This is a genomic window from Faecalitalea cylindroides (genome assembly GCF_028321995.1).
Taxonomy (GTDB): Bacteria; Bacillota_I; Bacilli_A; order Erysipelotrichales; family Erysipelotrichaceae; genus Faecalitalea; species Faecalitalea cylindroides.
The window spans coordinates 24,173-42,795 of sequence record NZ_JAQLXG010000011.1 but is presented as its reverse complement, the minus strand read 5'-3'; the positions used below and the strand labels follow the sequence as shown (position 1 = coordinate 42,795).

The 18,623-nt window shown below is 36.9% G+C and carries 19 protein-coding genes and 1 tRNA gene; 1 reads left to right on the top strand and 19 read right to left on the bottom strand.

All coding sequences use genetic code 11. From position 1 onward, the window contains the following. Position 1: 1 nt before the first annotated feature. The 12 genes from fabG to PND65_RS06875 all read right to left on the bottom strand — a co-directional run bounded on the left by fabG (position 2) and on the right by PND65_RS06875 (position 9,353). Positions 2-745 (bottom strand): 3-oxoacyl-[acyl-carrier-protein] reductase, encoded by a 744-nt coding sequence (gene fabG, locus PND65_RS06930; RefSeq protein WP_015535185.1) that lies wholly within the window; start codon positions 743-745, stop codon positions 2-4. Continuing rightward, positions 733-1,668, bottom strand: a complete 936-nt coding sequence (fabD, locus tag PND65_RS06925) for an ACP S-malonyltransferase (protein ID WP_022356709.1) — start codon at positions 1,666-1,668, stop codon at positions 733-735. The genes fabG and fabD overlap by 13 nt, the downstream gene beginning before the upstream one ends. Continuing rightward, a complete protein-coding gene (locus PND65_RS06920; RefSeq protein ID WP_271991618.1) occupies positions 1,665-2,729 on the bottom strand; it encodes an NAD(P)H-dependent flavin oxidoreductase in 1,065 nt (354 codons plus the stop codon). Before PND65_RS06920 ends, fabD begins: the two co-directional genes overlap by 4 nt. Next, complete coding sequence (locus tag PND65_RS06915; protein ID WP_087319333.1) at positions 2,723-3,670, bottom strand: nitronate monooxygenase; 948 nt, start codon at positions 3,668-3,670, stop codon at positions 2,723-2,725. Before PND65_RS06915 ends, PND65_RS06920 begins: the two co-directional genes overlap by 7 nt. Continuing rightward, a complete protein-coding gene (locus PND65_RS06910; protein WP_271991616.1) occupies positions 3,648-4,640 on the bottom strand; it encodes a beta-ketoacyl-ACP synthase III in 993 nt (330 codons plus the stop codon). Before PND65_RS06910 ends, PND65_RS06915 begins: the two co-directional genes overlap by 23 nt. Then, the gene (locus PND65_RS06905) at positions 4,622-5,557 is read right to left on the bottom strand and encodes an acetyl-CoA carboxylase carboxyltransferase subunit alpha (RefSeq protein WP_195190961.1); all 936 of its coding nucleotides are present in this window, start codon (positions 5,555-5,557) and stop codon (positions 4,622-4,624) included. The genes PND65_RS06910 and PND65_RS06905 overlap by 19 nt, the downstream gene beginning before the upstream one ends. Beyond that, positions 5,554-6,426 (bottom strand): acetyl-CoA carboxylase, carboxyltransferase subunit beta, encoded by an 873-nt coding sequence (gene accD, locus PND65_RS06900; RefSeq protein ID WP_271991614.1) that lies wholly within the window; start codon positions 6,424-6,426, stop codon positions 5,554-5,556. The genes PND65_RS06905 and accD overlap by 4 nt, the downstream gene beginning before the upstream one ends. Continuing rightward, positions 6,410-7,777, bottom strand: a complete 1,368-nt coding sequence (gene accC / locus PND65_RS06895) for an acetyl-CoA carboxylase biotin carboxylase subunit (RefSeq protein WP_271991611.1) — start codon at positions 7,775-7,777, stop codon at positions 6,410-6,412. Before accC ends, accD begins: the two co-directional genes overlap by 17 nt. Next, positions 7,774-8,199, bottom strand: a complete 426-nt coding sequence (locus PND65_RS06890) for an acetyl-CoA carboxylase biotin carboxyl carrier protein (protein ID WP_035401276.1) — start codon at positions 8,197-8,199, stop codon at positions 7,774-7,776. The genes accC and PND65_RS06890 overlap by 4 nt, the downstream gene beginning before the upstream one ends. A gap of 60 nt (positions 8,200-8,259) precedes the next feature. Then, entirely contained in the window at positions 8,260-8,487 is a 228-nt protein-coding gene (locus PND65_RS06885; RefSeq protein ID WP_015535194.1) for an acyl carrier protein, read from the bottom strand. A gap of 142 nt (positions 8,488-8,629) precedes the next feature. After that, a complete protein-coding gene (locus PND65_RS06880; protein ID WP_229027164.1) occupies positions 8,630-9,010 on the bottom strand; it encodes a MarR family winged helix-turn-helix transcriptional regulator in 381 nt (126 codons plus the stop codon). Positions 9,011-9,264: 254 nt separating this feature from the next. Then, positions 9,265-9,353: transfer RNA gene (locus PND65_RS06875), tRNA-Ser, on the bottom strand. A gap of 132 nt (positions 9,354-9,485) precedes the next feature. Here PND65_RS06875 and PND65_RS06870 point away from each other — a divergent pair. Next, complete coding sequence (locus tag PND65_RS06870) at positions 9,486-10,736, top strand: methionine gamma-lyase family protein (RefSeq protein ID WP_087159093.1); 1,251 nt, start codon at positions 9,486-9,488, stop codon at positions 10,734-10,736. 21 nt (positions 10,737-10,757) lie between these two features. Here the strand turns inward: PND65_RS06870 and PND65_RS06865 are convergent, their stop codons facing one another. The 7 genes from PND65_RS06865 to PND65_RS06830 all read right to left on the bottom strand — a co-directional run bounded on the left by PND65_RS06865 (position 10,758) and on the right by PND65_RS06830 (position 18,453). Then, positions 10,758-11,504: an SDR family NAD(P)-dependent oxidoreductase gene (locus PND65_RS06865; protein ID WP_271991608.1), complete on the bottom strand. Its 747-nt coding sequence runs from the start codon at positions 11,502-11,504 to the stop codon at positions 10,758-10,760. A 21-nt stretch (positions 11,505-11,525) separates the two neighbouring features. Further along, entirely contained in the window at positions 11,526-12,083 is a 558-nt protein-coding gene (gene efp / locus PND65_RS06860) for an elongation factor P (RefSeq protein ID WP_015535197.1), read from the bottom strand. Positions 12,084-12,157: 74 nt separating this feature from the next. Then, complete coding sequence (pnuC, locus tag PND65_RS06855; protein WP_271991606.1) at positions 12,158-13,387, bottom strand: nicotinamide riboside transporter PnuC; 1,230 nt, start codon at positions 13,385-13,387, stop codon at positions 12,158-12,160. A gap of 50 nt (positions 13,388-13,437) precedes the next feature. Then, positions 13,438-13,896: a GNAT family N-acetyltransferase gene (locus tag PND65_RS06850; protein ID WP_271991604.1), complete on the bottom strand. Its 459-nt coding sequence runs from the start codon at positions 13,894-13,896 to the stop codon at positions 13,438-13,440. Positions 13,897-14,002: 106 nt separating this feature from the next. After that, positions 14,003-14,458, bottom strand: a complete 456-nt coding sequence (locus tag PND65_RS06845) for a hypothetical protein (RefSeq protein WP_015535199.1) — start codon at positions 14,456-14,458, stop codon at positions 14,003-14,005. 61 nt (positions 14,459-14,519) lie between these two features. Next, the gene (locus tag PND65_RS06840) at positions 14,520-16,133 is read right to left on the bottom strand and encodes a recombinase family protein (RefSeq protein ID WP_008394611.1); all 1,614 of its coding nucleotides are present in this window, start codon (positions 16,131-16,133) and stop codon (positions 14,520-14,522) included. A 1,105-nt stretch (positions 16,134-17,238) separates the two neighbouring features. Then, entirely contained in the window at positions 17,239-18,453 is a 1,215-nt protein-coding gene (locus tag PND65_RS06830; protein ID WP_008394618.1) for a replication initiation factor domain-containing protein, read from the bottom strand. Between the last annotated feature and the right edge of the window lie 170 nt (positions 18,454-18,623).

The window sequence follows — 18,623 nt, the reverse complement described above, 5'->3', positions numbered from 1 at the left end:
CCTACATGATCATGCCGCCATCGACATGAATCGTTTGACCTGTTACATATTTAAAGGCATCGCTTGCCAAGGCAACACATACATTGGCCACATCTTCTGGTTGCCCAAATTGTCTTAATGGAATTTGTTCCATCATCTTCGCTTTGTCTTTCTCTGCCAGTTTTGCGGTCATATCCGTTTCGATAAAGCCAGGTGCAATCGCATTGACTCGTATATGACGAAGCGCCAATTCTCTAGCTGCAGATTTTGTCAAACCAAGCACGCCGGCTTTGCTGGAGGCATAATTGGCCTGCCCGGCATTTCCCATGATACCTACAACGCTTGACATATTGATGATCGAACCACTTCTTTGTTTCATCATGATCCTTGAAACATGTTTGATACAATTAAAGGTCCCTTCCAGATTCACGGCAATGACCTTATGAAAATCTTCATATGACATTCTTAACATCAAACCATCTTTATTGATTCCTGAATTATTTACCAAAACATCTATTCTTTCAAATGTCTCAATACTCTTTTCAACCATTGTTTTTACTTGATCTTCATCAGATACATCTGCTTGAACAACAAGTGTCTTTACACCCAATGCTTCAATTTCCTGCTGTGTATTTAAGGCCGCTTCTTTAGAACCATTGTAGTTGATGACGATGTTATAACCTTCTTTGGCAAAAGCTAAGGCAACAGCTTTTCCAATACCTTTGGCAGCCCCAGTAATCAATGCTGTTTTATTTACTTGTTCCATGTCTGCAGCATCCTTTCTACATCTTCCATTGTATTGATCGTAAATACATTCACTTTGCGATCGATCTTTCGAACAAAACCTGTCAGTGTCTTTCCTGGACCAATTTCGACAAATGTATCGACACCATCTTTGATCATATTTTGAATCGTTTGTTCAAAATAAACACTTTGACAAATTTGCTGCTTCAAGATCTTGATCAAATCTTCGATCGTTTCATATTCATGAACTTTTCCGTCCACGTTGTGATACACAGGAATAGAAGGTAAAGATAACGAACTTGTCTTCAACACTTCTTCAAGTTGATTGCTGGCAGGAGTGAGTAAAGAAGAGTGGAAAGCTCCGCTGACACTTAAAGGTAAAACTCTTCGCGCTCCTTTTTCCAATAACATTGGTGTCGCCATTTCTAAAGCTTCTATTTGCCCGGTAACAACAATCTGCCCTGGACAGTTATAATTGGCCACTTCAAGAACCAACCCTTTTTCATTTACTTCTTTGCATACTTCCAAGATCTTGCTTGCGTCTAATCCTAGAACTGCACGCATTCCCGTTGTGTTCTGCGGCAAGGCATTGGACATTAAGATCCCTCTTTGACGTACGATATTAATTGCAGTTTGTGCATCCATTGAACCTGCACAACATAACGCGCTGTATTCTCCTAAGGAAAGGCCGGCACATACATCTGGTTTTATACCTTTTGATTTCAATCCTTCTAAGATCATCAAAGAAGCTGCCACAATCGAACTTTGTGCATAAGCTGTATCATTCAATGTTTCCTGCGGCCCTTCAAAACAAAGCTTTTTTATGTCGTAATCACAATGCAGGTTATCCATCAATTCTTTACTTGAAGGGCAATGATCATAGAAATCTTTTGCCATTCCTACAATCTGTGAGCCCTGCCCTGCAAATAGAAATGCTGTTGTCATTGTTCTTTCACCTCTCCTTTTAATTGATCCATTAATGTATGTACATCAATGATCTCATGAATCTTTTCGGCACTTGTTCCACAAAAGAACAAGCCATTCTCCATATCTCCTTTAACCGCTCGAATCAAAGCACGAGTTATACAGTAAGGCGTCGAACTTGGAGTGCATGGAAGCATGCAAGCCAAACAATTTGAAACACTTTGATTTGACTCTGTTTCCGTTCTTTTGACAAACTCATTTTTAATGGCCCTGCCTGGAAAACCAGCCGGGCTTTTTACATAGACAATATCTTCCTTTTTTGCCTTTAAGATCATCTGTTTAAAATTTTCATGAGCATCACATTCGTTTGTCGCAATAAAACGTGTTGCCATCTGTACACCAGAAGCGCCTTGATCAATATAGTTTTGAATATCTTCATGTGTAAATATTCCACCGGCAACAAAAACCGGAATCTGTTTATTATATTTCTTTTCAAATGGTACAAGTTCTTCTAAAACCTCTTTTAAGATTTGTTCTAGCGTTTGATATGTTCCGTCTTCTAGATCTTTTTTCTTAAAGCCTAGATGTCCTCCTGCTTTTTGACCTTCGATTATGACAAAATCTGGTGTTGTATTATGATGTTTATCCCATACACGACACAACAATCGACATGCCTTGGCACTTGATACAATTGGTGCCAACATGATCTTGCCCTCTGCATACTTTGGCAAATCTAAAGGTAGTCCAGCTCCAGATATGATCGCATCTGCCCCAGCTTCAACAGAAGCTTTTACATAGGATTCATAATTTCTGGATGCAACCATAATATTGACTCCTAGAAGCCCGCGTTTTACTTCATTGGCTTTTTGAATTTCCTTTTTTAATGCTCGAATATTAGCTTCTAAAGAATTGGTTTCAAAATCTGGTTCATTAAATCCAGGCATAGCGGCTGAGATAACACCCATACCGCCTTCTTTTCGAACAGATGATGCCAAGTTTGATAAAGATACACCTATTCCCATACCACCTTGAATAATTGGAACTTCTAAGATCTTATCTTTTAGCTTTATAGGTCTTAACATTGGCATTCCTCTATTTTCTTTTTCAGTTCTTCCAGTTGTTTTTTAGAATCATTCATCATATCTTCAAAGATTTCTGATAGAGGACGAATTTCCTTACATAAGCCGGCAACCTGCCCCATCATGACAGATCCAGTTTTCATATCGCCTTCAAAAACAGCTCGTCTTAATCCACCAAGAGTCAATTTTTCCATTTCTTCAGGTTTGGCACCTGCTTTTTCTAATTTTAAATACTGACGGCTCATTGAATTTTTTAAGATACGCACCGGCGTATTTAAAGTTCTTCCAGTTACGACCGTATCTGTATCCTTTGCCTTTAAGACAGCATTTTTATAGTTTTCATGAATTGGACATTCTTCACTTGCCAATAAACAAGTTCCTAACTGAACACCACAGGCTCCTAAAGATAGAGCTGCATTAAAACCTCTGCCATCTGCAATTCCCCCAGCTGCAATGACTGGAATATTCACTGCATCAACAACTTGAGGTAATAAAGCCATCGTTGTCTGTTCATTGACATGTCCACCCGCTTCTGTTCCTTCGGCAATGATTCCATCAGCTCCTGCTCTTTCCATACGAATCGCAAGAGCAACACTGGCTACAACAGGAAAGACCTTAGTTCCTGAAGCCTTTAACATTTCCATATATTTTCCTGGATTTCCTGCTCCAGTGGTTACAACAGGCACATGATTCTGCGCAATAACTTCCATGATGGCATCTGTTTCCGGATTCATCAACATGACGTTGATGCCAAATGGTTTATCTGTCAAAGAACGAATTTTTTGAATACTTTCCTGAACTTGCTTGGCATTCATAGCCCCTGTTCCAATAATACCTAATGCTCCACTTTCTGAAACTGCTGCAGCAAATTCAGGTGTTGCGATATTGGCCATAGCGCCTTGAAATATAGGATATTTGATATTAAGCATCTGATTGATCATCATGTTTTCCTCCTTCGATATGAATCTTGCAGGCTGCCCAGGTAAATCCTGCCCCAAAGCCAACTAATACAAGATTCATATTTTCTTTGATCTTGTTTTGTTGCCATGCCTGGCCTAGCGCCAATGGAACACTGGCAGCTGATGTATTACCAAATTGATCTAAATTGATAAACATCTTATCCATTGGAAATTTCATTTTCTTGCTGACATATTCTAAGATGCGAATATTGGCCTGATGGGGAATCATTAAATCGATCGAATCAATGCTCTCTTCTTTAAGCACATGTTCGATCGCATCTGGCATGGAGCGTATCGCAAAGCGGAAGACTTCTCTTCCATTCATGCTAAGATAAGGTTTCTCTTGGGCTATATTTTTCAATTCTGGTTGTAAAGAACGCCCGGCACAATATAGTGCCTTATCTTTATCTCCTTTGGACCTAGCATAAAAAGTCATGTTAGAACCATCGTCGCAGTGTTTGATCAGGACGGCTCCTGCTCCATCACCAAACAAAACACAGGTATTGCGATCTTTCCAGTCTAAGATCTTAGATAAAGTTTCTGCCCCTATCACAAGAGCTATACCTTTATCCAACATTCTAGAAGCACACTGTAAAGCATAAATAAATCCACTGCATGCTGCATTGATATCAAAAGCCATGACGGGATCCTCATTAAGACCTAGAGCTTCCTGCACTAAACAAGCACACGATGGTGTGACATTATCTGGCGTACAGGTTGCCACAATAATTAATGAAATTTCATGTTTATCGATATGATTTTCTTCGATCGCTTTTTTGGCAGCTCTGATTGCCAGATCACTGGTATTTTCATTTTCTGATACTGTTCGCTGCTTGATGCCGGTTCTTGACTGGATCCACTCATCACTTGTATCTACAACATTCTTTAACATGTCATTGGTTACACAATTTGAGCCATAAGCATAGCCACAGCCAATTATCTTGACATTTTCCATGATCCTTCTCCTAAATGACGAAATTTTTCATAACGTTTTTCTACCAGCGTAGTCGTTTTCATCTTAGTCAGTTCATTCAATGTTTCTTTCAACATTAGATCCATCTTATCAACAACACTCTGCAGATTTGAAGCGGCTCCACCAAATGGTTCTGGTACGATTTCATCAATTACTTTTTTCTCCAAAAGGTCTTTGCTGGTAAGCTTCATCACATCACAGGCTTCTTTAGCACGTGAGCCATCTTTCCACAATATAGAGGCAAATCCTTCAGGAGATAGAATAGAGTAAACTGCATATTCTAACATGAAGATCTTATCGGCCACACTTAGCGCAAGAGCTCCACCACTTCCTCCTTCAGAAAGAACAAAGCATATAACAGGTGTCTTTAATGATGAAAACGTATATAGACAATCGGCGATTGCCTGGGCCTGCCCTTTTTCTTCGGCTTCTTTACCCGGATAAGCCCCCGGTGTATCGACAAAAGTAATGATCGGTCTATTAAACTTTTCTGCCTGCTTGGCTAGACGAAGCGCTTTACGATATCCTTCTGGCTGAGGCATTCCAAAGTGCTGCTTTAAATTTTCTTCAACTGTTTTTCCTTTGGATTGTGCAAGAATCGTTACCGGCATTCCATGAAATGATCCTAAGCCGCATAACATGGCTGGATCATCCAAGCTTTTACGATCTCCATGTAATTCAATAAATTCATCAAACAATAAATCGATATAATCCTGGGCTTTAGGTCGATCAGGTCTTCTGGCAAGTTCAACATGATCCCAAGGTGTCAGAACGGTTTCTTTTTGAATTGTTTCAATTTGTCTTTGATAGTCATTCCACATATCCAGATCTTTTTCATCGATCTGCATCTGTTGAATCTTTATTTCATTTATTTTCTGCTGTGCTTCTTTAAGATTCATGATATGCTCCTTTTACAATGGAATGACAAGAGTCTTCCAAGCTCTTCTTTCATCTTTTCACGAGGTACGATTCGATCGATAAAACCTTTCTCTAAAACAAATTCAGCGGTCTGGAAATTGTCTGGCAATTTTTCATGAATCGTATCTTCAATCACTCTTTTACCCGCAAAACCAACCAAAGCATAAGGTTCACTCAAAATGATATCTCCTAACATCGCAAAACTGGCGCTGACACCTCCCGTTGTTGGATGTGTCAAAACAATGATCGATAACAATCCTGCATCACTATGCTTTTTCATTGCGGCTGAAGTTTTTGCCATTTGCACCAAAGATAAGATACCTTCCTGCATTCTGGCACCTCCACTTGTACAACATAAAATCAAAGGTTGTTTTTTCTTCGTGGCCAGCTCTATAGCTCTAGTAATCTTTTCTCCTACAGCCGCTGACATGCTTCCCATGAAAAAATTAGAATCCATTACACCAATCACGCATGGAAGGCCTTTGATCTTTCCCGCTCCTGTAATCACGGCTTCTTTCATGCCCGTTTGTTTTTGAAGTCTTTCCAATTTATCTTTATATCCAGGAAAATCATCTGGATCAACACTGATCATCTTGGCATCTGTTTCTTTAAATGTTCCTTCATCGATCAATTGACGAATTCTTTCTCTGGCAGAAATTTTAAATGGATGATGACATTTAGGACACACATAATGATTGGATACTAGATCCATCATGGCCACTGAGGTATGACAATGTGAACAACTCATGAATACATGATCTGGAATCTCTTTAGCCTTAGGGATAGGTTTTTTACGCCATTTACGAAAAACATCCAGGCGATTCTTTCTCTCTTTAAATAAATTGTCCATTTTCTTTTAACCTCTTCAACAATATTGGAGCATAGCCAATATCATGACTTCCTTCTATAAACTCTTTTTGATACAGCGTTAAATAGTTAAATTCAATATTGGTCTTTACCCCGGAAACAATTGTTTCTTCCAAACTGGCACGCATTTTTTTAATGCATTCCAAACGATTTCCAGCTGAAACGATCAATTTCATGATCATCGAATCATAGTATGGGGAAATAATAGAACCATTATATACAGCTGTATCCACACGAACTCCATGTCCTCCTGGCACATGCATAAATGTAACTGGCCCTGGACTTGGCGCAAAATCATGTGCAACATCTTCGGCATTGATGCGACATTCCATCGCATGTCCATGACACTGAATATCTTCCTGCTTTAATGTAAGATGCTGGCCAGATGCTATTTTGATTTGCCATTTGATCAAATCGACACCCGTTATAGCTTCAGTAACAGGATGTTCCACCTGAATTCTTGTATTCATTTCCATAAAGTAGAAATTTCCTTGTTTATCCATCAAGAATTCCATCGTTCCGGCTGAATCATATCCAATCAATCTTGCAGCATTGACAGCCTGTGATAACAGTTTTTCTCGATTATCACGAGTCAAAGCTGTACATGGTGCTTCTTCAATGATCTTTTGGTTTTTTCTTTGGAATGAACAATCTCTTTCAAACAAATGAACCACGTGTCCATAATGATCCCCTAAGATCTGCACTTCGATATGTTTTGGATTTTCAACATACCGTTCCATATACACTTCATCATTTTCAAAACATACTTTGGCTTCCTGTCTGGCTTCGGTATAGGCATTTTCAAGATCTTCGGCCTTATAAACGATTCGCATACCTCGACCACCACCGCCTAGACGTGCTTTGATAATAACAGGATAGCCAATTGACTCCGCCATGTTTTTAGCATCTTCAACACTGTTTAAGGCATCCTCGCATCCTTCAACAACAGGAACTCCAGCTTCTTTCATCAGTTTTCGAGCTTGTGTCTTATCACCCATCATTTGTATCAATTTAGGATTTGGGCCTACAAAAGTCATATCGCATTCCTGCACCAGGCGGGCAAATTTAGCATTTTCACTTAGAAATCCATATCCTGGATGCACCGCATCGCAACCTGTTGAGCATGCCGTTTGTACGATCAAACCCATGTTTAAATAACTGTCTTTGGCAGGTGCTGGACCAATGCAGACTGCCTGATCGGCCAGCTGGACCGCAAGTGATTCTTTATCTGCCGTAGAATATACAACAACTGTTTCAATTCCCAACTCTTTACAGGCACGAATGATTCGAACAGCTATCTCTCCACGATTGGCAATCAATAAACGGCGAATCATTCAAGTTCTCCTAATACGACAAGTACTTGTCCGTATTCCACCATAGAACTATCTTCCACACAGATTTCTTTTACGATACCTTCTTGATCTGACTGAATTTCATTCATTGTTTTCATTGCTTCTACCATACATACGACATCTCCCTTATGCACAATGTCTCCTACACTGACATATGGTTTATCTTTAGGTGATTTAGCACGATAAAATGTTCCTACCAAAGGAGAAGTAATTTCAATCTTGTTTTCATCCTCTATTGGTTTTGGTTCTACTTGTGTATGCACGATCTGTGAAACAGGAATACTTTGTGCTGGACCTGTTGGTTTTTCCAAACGAATCTTTAGATTGCCTTCTTCAAGTTCCATATGTGAAAGATTACTTGCTTCAAAGATTTCGATAATTTCTTTGACTTGCTTAGTTTCCATACCCATCACTCCTCTTATTGAAAATGAGCCAAGATCTCTTAGCTCACTGTGTTCGACGATTTACTTCTTTTTTGCTTCGATGATATCGATTACGTCTTGAACTGTTTCCAGTTTCGCAAGCTCTTCATCTTCGATACGAATATCAAATTCGTTTTCTAATTCCAATGCCAACTCAACAGCTGCCAAAGAATCGATTCCTAGATCATCATTCAATTTAGCTTCTGGTTTAATTTCTTCTTCATCTACATTGATCGCATCGATCAATACTTTTTTGATATCTTCAAACATAATTTTTCCTCCTATTTACTTTGACATTCAAAACATTTAACGAGTGTATTATAATTACTTTGACACTCAAAGTAAATAGTTTGATAGTCAAAATTTATATTTTTTTACAAGAAATTAAAAAAATCTGCCCAAACGGACAGATTTATGCACCTTTTTTCTGATCTGAATACATATCACTAAAGTATTCTAATATATTTTCAAGTGTGGCATTCAAGACTTCATTTTCTTCTAAACCAAGATCTCCAATTGCCTTATTGATCATATTTTCATGAAATTCATCATGAATCTTTAATACCTCAAGCGCTTTAGGCGTATTTCTTAAGCGAACAATGCGACGATCATTTTCATCTCGATATCGTTCAACATATCCTTTCTTTTCTAAACGAGATATATTGGTCGTTAGAGTTCCTGATGTGACCATCAGTGTTCTAGCTAAATGACTCATCGTATTGGAGCTGGCCTTTTCAATACGTTCAAGAATATGAACCTCATTGATCGATAGCTCTACTCCTTTTTGTTTCAAGTTGTTTGCCTCAATATATAAAATATAGTTAAAGAGGTAAACCAAGAGTTCATTTAACGTATGTCGAGTCTTCTGTTTTTTTTCGTTTTTATTACTTATTTCACCCTGTGTCATTGTTTACAAAATACATTGTTTTCTACAATAAGTCAAGAAAAGCCCTCGAAAAAGTTATGACAATTATCTTAATTAGTAATCTTTCTCAAAATCTTCTCACAAAATAAAAAACTCCTTTATATAAAGGAGAAACTAACTTATGGCGAAGATGGTGGGATTCGAACCCACGCGCCCTTGCAGACCTATCGCATTTCGAGTGCGACCTCTTGGACCTCTTGAGTACATCTTCATTTTTTGTCCTCTTTGAAATTACGCCAGATCAATAAAAAAATCAAGAGTTCTTTTGTAATTCTTGATGTTTTCTTTCTATTATATTTAAATCATGTATAATAATTGAGGCGTAATTTTTTAGGAGGCAATTATGATCTTAGAACAAATTGATAAAGAACTATTAGCTATGGCAGAAGAATCTGATTCTGTATTAAAAGATATTTACCAAAATATTGATGATATATGTTTACATAATTCAAATCGAGTCTTATCCGCATTTATTGAAAATCAAGTATCATACTCTGATTTTGCGGATATTAACGGTTATGGAAACTATGATGAAGGACGCGACAAGATTGAAAAGATCTTCGCAAGTGTATTAGGGTGTGAAGATGCATTGGTTCGCCCTCAGATCATGAGTGGAACAAACGCAATCTATTTAACACTCTCAGCTCTTTTAAAACATGGAGATACTATGATTTCAATTTCTGGAGCACCTTATGACTCATTACAGGAAATGATTGGCATCATTGGTGAATCTACACAATCTTTAAAAGCTTATGGAGTTAAGTATGAACAAATTGATTTAGTAAATGATGATTTTGATGATGACAAGATCATTGAACGTTTGAAACAAGGAAATGTAAAATTGATCGAAATACAGCGTTCTAGAGGTTACTCTCATCGTTTATCTTTAACTATCGCAAAGCTTGAAAGAATCATCAAAAAAATTAAAGAAGTAGCTCCAGAAGTCATCATTATGGTTGATAACTGTTATGGTGAGCTAGTTGAAAAACTAGAACCTGGCCACATTGGTGCAGATGTTGTCGTTGGATCTTTGATGAAAAACTTAGGTGGAGGAATTGCCTCAACAGGTGGATATGTTGCAGGAAATGCCGACTTGATCCATATGGTTGCCGAAAGATTGACCGCACCTGGTATTGGAAAAGATCTAGGGGCAAACTTTAATTTAAACAACTCATTCTTTAAGGGAATCTTCATGGCACCAAGCGCTGTAAAAAGTGCTTTAAAAACGGCTGTTTTTACGGCATACATGTTAGAGAAGCTGGGATATAAAAATGTATCTCCTGCCTATAACGAAGAAAGAACCGATATCATTCAAACTTTAGAACTTGGCACAAAAGAAAACCTTGTAAATTTCACACAAGGCATTCAGGCAACAAGTCCAATTGATTCCTTTGTTCGTGTCTTACCAGCTCCAATGCCTGGTTATCCATTTGATGAAGTTATGGCAGCAGGAAGTTTTACACAGGGAAGTACGATCGAATTAAGTGCCGATGCTCCAGTGGTTGAACCTTATACATTATATATGCAGGGTGGACTAAGCTTAGAATATGGAAAGCTATCTATCCTACTAGCACTAACAAATATGAATAAATAGAGAAAAGCTGTTAGAAAATTTCTAACAGCTTCCTTTTTGTCCTCCATCAATTCGTATAACGGTATTATTAATAAAATCAGCTTCGTCACTAATTAAAAATTTAACCAGATACGCAACTTCTTTAGGATCACCATAGCGACTGACCATGATTTTTTCTACTTCTTCTTTTAAAAATTCTTCATCATAGCCATCTAATTCATTTTCGGTTCCAATAAATCCAGGAGCGATGCAGTTTACATTTACATACGGTGCAAACTCAAAAGCCAGATTATGTGTTAGTGATATCAAGGCAGCTTTAGATGCATCATAATCAATGCACATTGGATAATACGTATTGATTCCATTGGTAGAAGAGATATTGATAATTCTTCCGTATTCTTTCTCTAACATATGTCTATAAACTCTTTTAGCACAGTTAAAGGCTCCTACTACATTTACATCCAAGGTCCTTTTAAATTCTTCGGATGTTTTTAAATGGAATAAATTGGAAAGATCAATTGCGGCATTGTTGACCAGAATATCAACACCGCCTAATTTTTCTTCAATTTTTCTGACCATCTGATCCACTTGATTTACATCCGATACATCCGCACAAATTGTTAAACATCGAACCGAATATGTATTTATGATTTCTTCTTTTAGTTTTGCGGCCGCTTCATGAGAAGTCAAATAATTGATCACAATATCATAATGGTTTTTGGCCAGTTCCAAGGCAATAGCTTTTCCGATACCTTGAGCTCCTCCAGTAATAAGTACAACTTTATTCATAGGTAAAAAAGAAAGAGCTTATTAAGCTCTTCCTGCATACTTTCCATCTGTTGAGAATACAACGATTTTTTCTCCTGGTTCAATAAACTGAGGAACTCTTAATGATAAACCAGTTTCTGTTACTGCATCTTTTGTCTGGTTAGATGGTGCCCCTTTGATAGCAGCATCTGTTTCTGTAATCGTTAATTCTACTTTTTCCGGTACTGAAACAGACAATAATAATCCTTCAAAGAACATCAATTGAACTTCTGCACCTTCAACGATGAAGTATTTATTGAAGCCTACCTGATCTTCTGTCAATTCATATGTATCATATGTTTCCATATCCATGAAATAATAAGTTGAGTCAGCCTGATAAGAATACTGAGCTGCTTTTTTAGAGATATTTGCCTGTTCGAATTTAGTAGAGGCATTGAAGTTTCTTTCCTGTGTATTGCCTGTTTTTAAATTCTTCATCTTTGTTTTTAAGATTGCAGCTCCCTTACCTGGTTTTACATGCTGGAAATCCAATACCTGCCATGGATCTCCGTCAACAATTAAAGTTAATCCTGTTCTAAAATCACCTGCTGAAATTGCCATAATTATCGCTCCTATACTTTCTATTTATTACATATTTAATTGTATCAGTTTTATCAGATATCCTCAAGATTTTATCAGAATATCGATAAGCGCTCTTCTTCTTTGTGTGACTTGATATAATTGCTCCATTTAATGTAGCCGTATGTTGTATTTGTAAAATATCCTAACTTTAAGATCAATAAGACATACTGTCCAGAAATGATATTGATCACAGCTTCTAATGCAGCACAGATATACCATGCGATCCATTGTTCCCTGAATCTAAAGAAGATAAACAATCCATTTGCTATACCTACTGCTGAAGCACATGCATCTATATAAATAATTGCTGTTTCTATTGATTTATTATTATAAAAATCTGTTGCAATATCCAAGCCGCTGATCAAATATCCGATCACAAATGTCCATAAAATAATACCTATAATGACAAGGACTTCCTGCCATCCTTTTAAGCGTCTTACAACGGTTAATTCATCCTCATTTTCATCTTTGTGTCTTGACCAGTTGATATAACTAATAATATCTATAGGCAACCAGAAGAATAATGTTGTTGCCATGGTCGCAAAGCGATACATCAATACGACACACATGGCTATCTCGACAATTTCGACCAGTACCGAGACTAAGAAATTATACCTTGATTGTTTTGATATCAACAATTCACAAAGAATATTTAAGAATGTATCCAATAGATACAACAACATGATAATGATACCATTGACTCCATTAGCACTCTCTTCTGGGAATAATACTGAGAAAATAGTAGCCAATACCATAATAGACATAAACCATGACTTTTCATATGTCGTAAATTGTCTTGAGAATAACATCATTATCAATAAAGACAATACCAAGATCAAAGAGGCATTCGCAAAGTTAAAAATCGGCATTGTCTGGTTTGCCATGATTTCCTGATATTCCTCTTGAGCCTGAGCTTGACTTACATCTTGGTGATCAAAATATAGTTTCGTTCCATCACTTGTTTCGAATTCATAACCTGTGATCGTTTTTGCGTCTAGATTTTCATATTCTTCATATGTGTAAGTTACGACCAGTTCTTTATCTCCTGCACGATATGTAACATCGCACATCGCGTTTTCTTCACCGTCATAATCTTCCATTTCAAAGTCACGTGTCATTTCCATACTTTGAACAAAAGAAATAGTGCCCACATCTGAATTGATCTTGGTAAAACCAACTCCGTATGAAATGATTGACCCTAGTATCAATAAAACTAAGATAATAATTTCAATTATCCTTAGTTTTTTATTAGGTTCAATGTTTTTTTGAAAAAACTTAACCATAGAATAATTTCTCCCTTCATAATATTCTCTTTCCTTAAAATGCGTGGATATTATAATAAATTTCCTTCATTTTGTAAATTTGAACCCCGTCGATTCCAAACCATCCTATATTCTTTTTCACCAGTGTTTTTATCAACATCCTCATATTGAACACAAAATTCTTCAATTTGATAAAAGAGAATCGCATTAAGATTTTTCTGATATACATTTAATGATAGATGTTCTTTTTTAGCTTTTACGTGATTTAATAAAGCTTTTCCTATCCCTCTTTTTTGATATTGATCTAGAACAAAGATTCCTTCGATATGCTCTTTATCAAGACCTATAAAACCCATAATTTCTTTTTCTATTTCATACAAATAAACTTCTGCCTGTAAGAACATATCTTTGATTATTTCATGATGCTCTTTCCAATAATTGGATGCGATAAAATCATGTGCTTTGATATTTGTTTCTAACCATATCTTAGCCACTGTATCGACATCTTTTTCTTCTAATACTCGAATCAAAAAAATACCTCCAATTTCTTTTATCGGGCTTTATTATACGTTACGTTTATATTGAATCATAGATAAACTATGTCTTAAAAAAGCAAAAAAGGACCTTCGTCCTTTCTTACTTGAGTTTTCTTCTACATAAATTTGTCTTTTTACACTTTGGACATCTTAGATATCGCTTAGTAAATGTATGATATCCTTTAACATACTCATGAATGGTAGGCATAAATTGATGATGACATGATGGGCATTCGTAATAGCCTGTTTTTGAATCTGTCAGAATGATTGAGATAATGCTTAAAATAATAATGATCAATGCGATACTGATCAAAAAGATTCGAATAATTGTATTTAAATTTAAAAAAGAAGCCATCATGATCAAAGAAACTGATGCGATAATAGTTGTTACGATCGATACAATTGTTTGAAATAATCGTTTTCTATTTGCTTCGTTTTCCTTTAATAAAGAAAGCATATTATCTTCTGCTTTTTCTTGATAATTTATTATCGATAACTTTTCTCCAGATAACAGCTCATTTACACTTATATCTAAAGCTTCACATAAAGGCAACATTAACGATACCTCAGGCAACCCATTTCCAGTTTCCCTTAGTTAAAGATATGAACCCTCTTTATCAGTCTACTTTTCCAATAAATCGGTAGTATATCTCTATTTCCTGTATTCTTTCGTTCTCCTCATTCGTTGTTGCTTCGTGAATAAGGATTTTTTCTATCATTGCATTTAATAACGGTGCTGTCAGTTCCTTTGGTACGGAATACTCCTTGATTAACTCAATCCACTTTTCAGCACCTATCATATCCTGTTCCATTTTACTTAATTCTTCTCTTAGGTTGGTTATCTGCTGTTCAAGTTCTATCTGCTCTTTTTGATATTTCCCCGACAGCATGATGAAGTTTCGTTCCGTTATCTTCTCACAGGCTCTATCTTCATACATTTTTGCAAATAAACGGTCAATCTCATTTTGTCGGTTCTCGGCTTTCTTCAAGGCACTTGCCTTTTTCTTCTTTTCCCGTATTCGCTCTGCATTGCCGACTTTCTGTATTTTGTTCAATACCTTTTCTTCGTCCTGCTGTACTGCCTTAGCCCAATACTGCAATCGTTCCAATACAGCTTGATACAGCACATCATAGCGGATATAGTGCATAGAACAATAACCTTTGCCAAACTGTCCGTAGAAACTACAAGAATAATAACTATACGGTGTTTTATTTGCCTTATTTGTCGCAAACCTCATAGACCAGCCACAATCCGCACACTTGACAAGCCCTGCAAATATCGGCGTTGCCTTTTCCTTTGTCTGTCTACGCCTTGATTTTATCTGCTCCTGCACACGATAGAACACTTCCTTGTCAATAATCGGTTCGTGCGTGTTTTCTACTCGAAACCATTCGCTTTCGGGCTTTCGTACTTTCTTCTTGCTTTTGAAAGAAACGGTTGATTGTCGATTATGAACGCTGTTTCCGATATAGACTTCACTTTTCAATATCGCCTTTACATGAGCAATCGTCCACTCATAACGCTTGCTTTCGGGCTTTCCCTCAAAGATATGAGCAAAAGTACCGTACCTTGTAAAATTCAACCAAGACGCTGTCGGGACTTTTTCTTCTCGCAGTATTTTTGTGATTTTGGCACTACCGTAACCTTGATAGGCTAGAGAGAAGATTTTTTCAACAATCCATTTTGTTTCCTCATCAACCAACAGTTTCCCTTTGATGTCGGGGTGTTTCTTATATCCTAACGGAGCATAAGCCCCATAATACGCACCCTCTGCAAATTTCGTCTTAAAGGCTGATTTCACTTTACGGCTCGTATCTCTTGCCACCCATTCATTGATGATGTTCTTAAATGGTGCAATCTCACTTTCGCCTTTTTCGCTGTCCACACCGTCGTCAATCGCTATGTAACGGACATTATGGCTGGGAAAATACAATTCTGTATATTGTCCTGTCATAATATAATTTCTACCAAGTCGTGATAAGTCTTTTGTTACAACACAGTTGATTTTTCCTGCCTCTATATCCTCAATCATTCTTTGAAAACTCGGTCTGTCAAAATTTGTTCCCGACCAGCCGTCATCAATATATTCATCAATCACATTCAAATGATGTTCTTTTGCATATAGACGCAACATACTTCTTTGTGTGGTAATGCTGGAACTTTCGCCCTGTAATTCATCATCTCGGCTTAACCTAAGATAAAGTGCAGTATTGTAAATCTGTTGTTTCATTGTCAGTTATCCTCCTTTATAACTAACCCGTGTTTACAATACCTGCTTGCAAGTAAAGTATAACACGGGTACTTTTTGTCATTCAATCTATTTCTTACAACTGCACCGATTTTATGCGATTGTCTGCTTTGCTTTTTCCAACATGACATCAGTTAGAAGTTCTTCCATTGTCTTTCCCTTTTCGGAGAAATGCTCTTTTACAACAATCTTTGTCTTTCCTCTGTTGCCAATGCCACACTTGTTATTTTTCTTTTGAATTGTTTTTACAGCATTATCAATAACACATACCCCCTTTCTGTAAAATCTTTCTAAGCAATTCAACGGCTTTTGTCATAGCCCACAGGACTTCCACCTCTGCATAGTTCTTATGTAGCCGTACCCATTGCGTGCGACGCTTTTAACGCTCAAGCTGTGGCTGTACGGGAGTATCATTATCTGACAGCACAGGTCATGGCGATAAAAGAGGACAAATCTTTTACAAGAACACAGATAGGTTGTCGCTCACTTTTGCAGGAGAAAGGTCATGGCGTATCTGTTTCAACGGCTCGCTGTCTGTCAAAGGTATTGAATTGCTTTATTCAGTTGTCAAAGAGCGATTGAAAGAAGAAAATCATCTTTCCTATATATCGCGTTGGAAAAGAGTAAAAGCGTAACCAATATTCAAAACTTTTTTCTTTTCTTGTACCATATAGGGAAAGAAATTGTCATTCTGCTAAGTTGATGATGAAAAGATTTCTTTTCACACCCTAACTACCTATGCAATACCGTTACTGCCAACTATGAAATGAAAGATTTTGTTTGCTCCATATAGGGAACGACAACTACCAAATGTTAAGTTGAGAATGAAAATATTTTCTTCTTTTCACATCAACACTCAACTGCTAATACCTGTTTGAATACAAATTGAAGATACTTTGTCTTCTTTCACATAACACTGTCCACTCATCTTGAATTTCCGACATTTTTTCAAAACTTTTCTTCTTTCACTCCATATAGGGAATGGAAACCTTGATTTGATGACCTATTTTCAAAAAAAGTTAGATTTCCTTTTCTCGTACCATATCTGTACACAAGTTGATGTTTTGTTGCAGATATTTTGAAGAAATTAAAAAATACCGTCATTCTCTTGTGGGACAGCGGTATCTATGCGTTCTTCTATGGTTGATTTTTCTAATTGTAATAAGTGTTTATGCTTATCTTTGAGTTCTGCCTGCTCAATCATATCTTTCAGTATCGTTGTATGATTTTCTCTGTCTAATGCTTGTACCATTTTTATGGTTGGTGCAACCTGTCTTTGTAACCAATGTAATGCCTTTTGTAAAGTATAAGGTTCTGGTTTAGTCGTTAATCGTATCGGCTCTCTATTTTCCCCTATAAACCATGCCCAATCATCATTTGTTTTCCATTGACTTTTCGGTTTATCATCTTCTCTATCAACAAAGCGGACATAATGATTGATGATAGAAAAAGCGGTGCGTTCAGCGTCCCGATAGGTCAGTAAATCTACAACCGCATAATAGGCTCGTTCATTCTTCATGCGTATTTCAAAACGGTTCTTGATTTCTGTATCTTCAACTTCTATGCCATTTTTGACATACTGCTCGTAATTTTTCTGATAGGCACACATATATAACTCACTACTGGTTGAACCGAGATATAAGGTTTCTCCTGTATTCTTTGGTAAATCGCTACCACATTTTTCCGTACCGCTGTAATCTTTCTGCATACGAAAGTAGGAGATACATTCGCCAGCCTTGTATTTTTCCTTTAACTTTGGAATATCTAATATTCCTGCTTTATCATTGATTGCCAAGTCAAGTCGTTTCATCTTACCACCTGCCGTTAAACAATCCAGCATAAAGTCATACCATGAGCGTTCCTGTGCCAATAGATAACTTTCCATTTGCCGACACCCTCTGCCTTTTAGTTCTAATAAAACACCTAAATGCTCTTGCATGGAACACATGATGTTGATGTCGCCTAAAACATATTTGCTTTCATATCCGTATTTTCCAAAATCTTCATAAAGCATATAATCGGCTTTTAGTTGTAATACTTCACGAATAATCTTTAATGCGTCTGTCGTAGGAAAGCGGACACGGAAGTAATCAATCAACAGAAATAGTGGTTCTTGCGGATTGAAACGCTCAATCTGTTTTTCTATCGTTTGTTTTAGTTCAGCAGAGGGAACAACAGTCCCATTCTCTATCTGGTTAAAATATGTACGACTGATACCACAGGCAACAGCAAGTTTTCTTTGTGTTACTCCATATTCTTCACGCTTTTGTCTTAATTCTTCTATAAAGTTTTTATCATTCATTCTTCAATTCCTCCAATCAAAAAAGGCAACTACCATATTTGATAATTGCCTATACTTAAATTTCCGCAAAAGAAAAGACAATCAATTTCTCGTTTGAAATCAACTGTCTTTCCTATGTCTTATTCAATTTTTATGTATTAAATGAGTGCTTTTTAGTTAACACCCTATTA

What these genes read in the sequence shown, in the direction of transcription:
- fabG (WP_015535185.1), bottom strand. Translation starts at nt 745, where the DNA reads ATGGAACAAGTAAATAAAACAGCATTGATTACTGGGGCTGCCAAAGGT.
- fabD (WP_022356709.1), bottom strand. Translation starts at nt 1,668, where the DNA reads ATGACAACAGCATTTCTATTTGCAGGGCAGGGCTCACAGATTGTAGGA.
- PND65_RS06920 (WP_271991618.1), bottom strand. Translation starts at nt 2,729, where the DNA reads ATGTTAAGACCTATAAAGCTAAAAGATAAGATCTTAGAAGTTCCAATT.
- PND65_RS06915 (WP_087319333.1), bottom strand. Translation starts at nt 3,670, where the DNA reads ATGATGATCAATCAGATGCTTAATATCAAATATCCTATATTTCAAGGC.
- PND65_RS06910 (WP_271991616.1), bottom strand. Translation starts at nt 4,640, where the DNA reads ATGGAAAATGTCAAGATAATTGGCTGTGGCTATGCTTATGGCTCAAAT.
- PND65_RS06905 (WP_195190961.1), bottom strand. Translation starts at nt 5,557, where the DNA reads ATGAATCTTAAAGAAGCACAGCAGAAAATAAATGAAATAAAGATTCAA.
- accD (WP_271991614.1), bottom strand. Translation starts at nt 6,426, where the DNA reads ATGGACAATTTATTTAAAGAGAGAAAGAATCGCCTGGATGTTTTTCGT.
- accC (WP_271991611.1), bottom strand. Translation starts at nt 7,777, where the DNA reads ATGATTCGCCGTTTATTGATTGCCAATCGTGGAGAGATAGCTGTTCGA.
- PND65_RS06890 (WP_035401276.1), bottom strand. Translation starts at nt 8,199, where the DNA reads ATGGAAACTAAGCAAGTCAAAGAAATTATCGAAATCTTTGAAGCAAGT.
- PND65_RS06885 (WP_015535194.1), bottom strand. Translation starts at nt 8,487, where the DNA reads ATGTTTGAAGATATCAAAAAAGTATTGATCGATGCGATCAATGTAGAT.
- PND65_RS06870 (WP_087159093.1), top strand. Translation starts at nt 9,486, where the DNA reads ATGATCTTAGAACAAATTGATAAAGAACTATTAGCTATGGCAGAAGAA.
- PND65_RS06865 (WP_271991608.1), bottom strand. Translation starts at nt 11,504, where the DNA reads ATGAATAAAGTTGTACTTATTACTGGAGGAGCTCAAGGTATCGGAAAA.
- efp (WP_015535197.1), bottom strand. Translation starts at nt 12,083, where the DNA reads ATGGCAATTTCAGCAGGTGATTTTAGAACAGGATTAACTTTAATTGTT.
- pnuC (WP_271991606.1), bottom strand. Translation starts at nt 13,387, where the DNA reads ATGGTTAAGTTTTTTCAAAAAAACATTGAACCTAATAAAAAACTAAGG.
- PND65_RS06845 (WP_015535199.1), bottom strand. Translation starts at nt 14,458, where the DNA reads ATGTTGCCTTTATGTGAAGCTTTAGATATAAGTGTAAATGAGCTGTTA.
- PND65_RS06840 (WP_008394611.1), bottom strand. Translation starts at nt 16,133, where the DNA reads ATGAAACAACAGATTTACAATACTGCACTTTATCTTAGGTTAAGCCGA.
- PND65_RS06830 (WP_008394618.1), bottom strand. Translation starts at nt 18,453, where the DNA reads ATGAATGATAAAAACTTTATAGAAGAATTAAGACAAAAGCGTGAAGAA.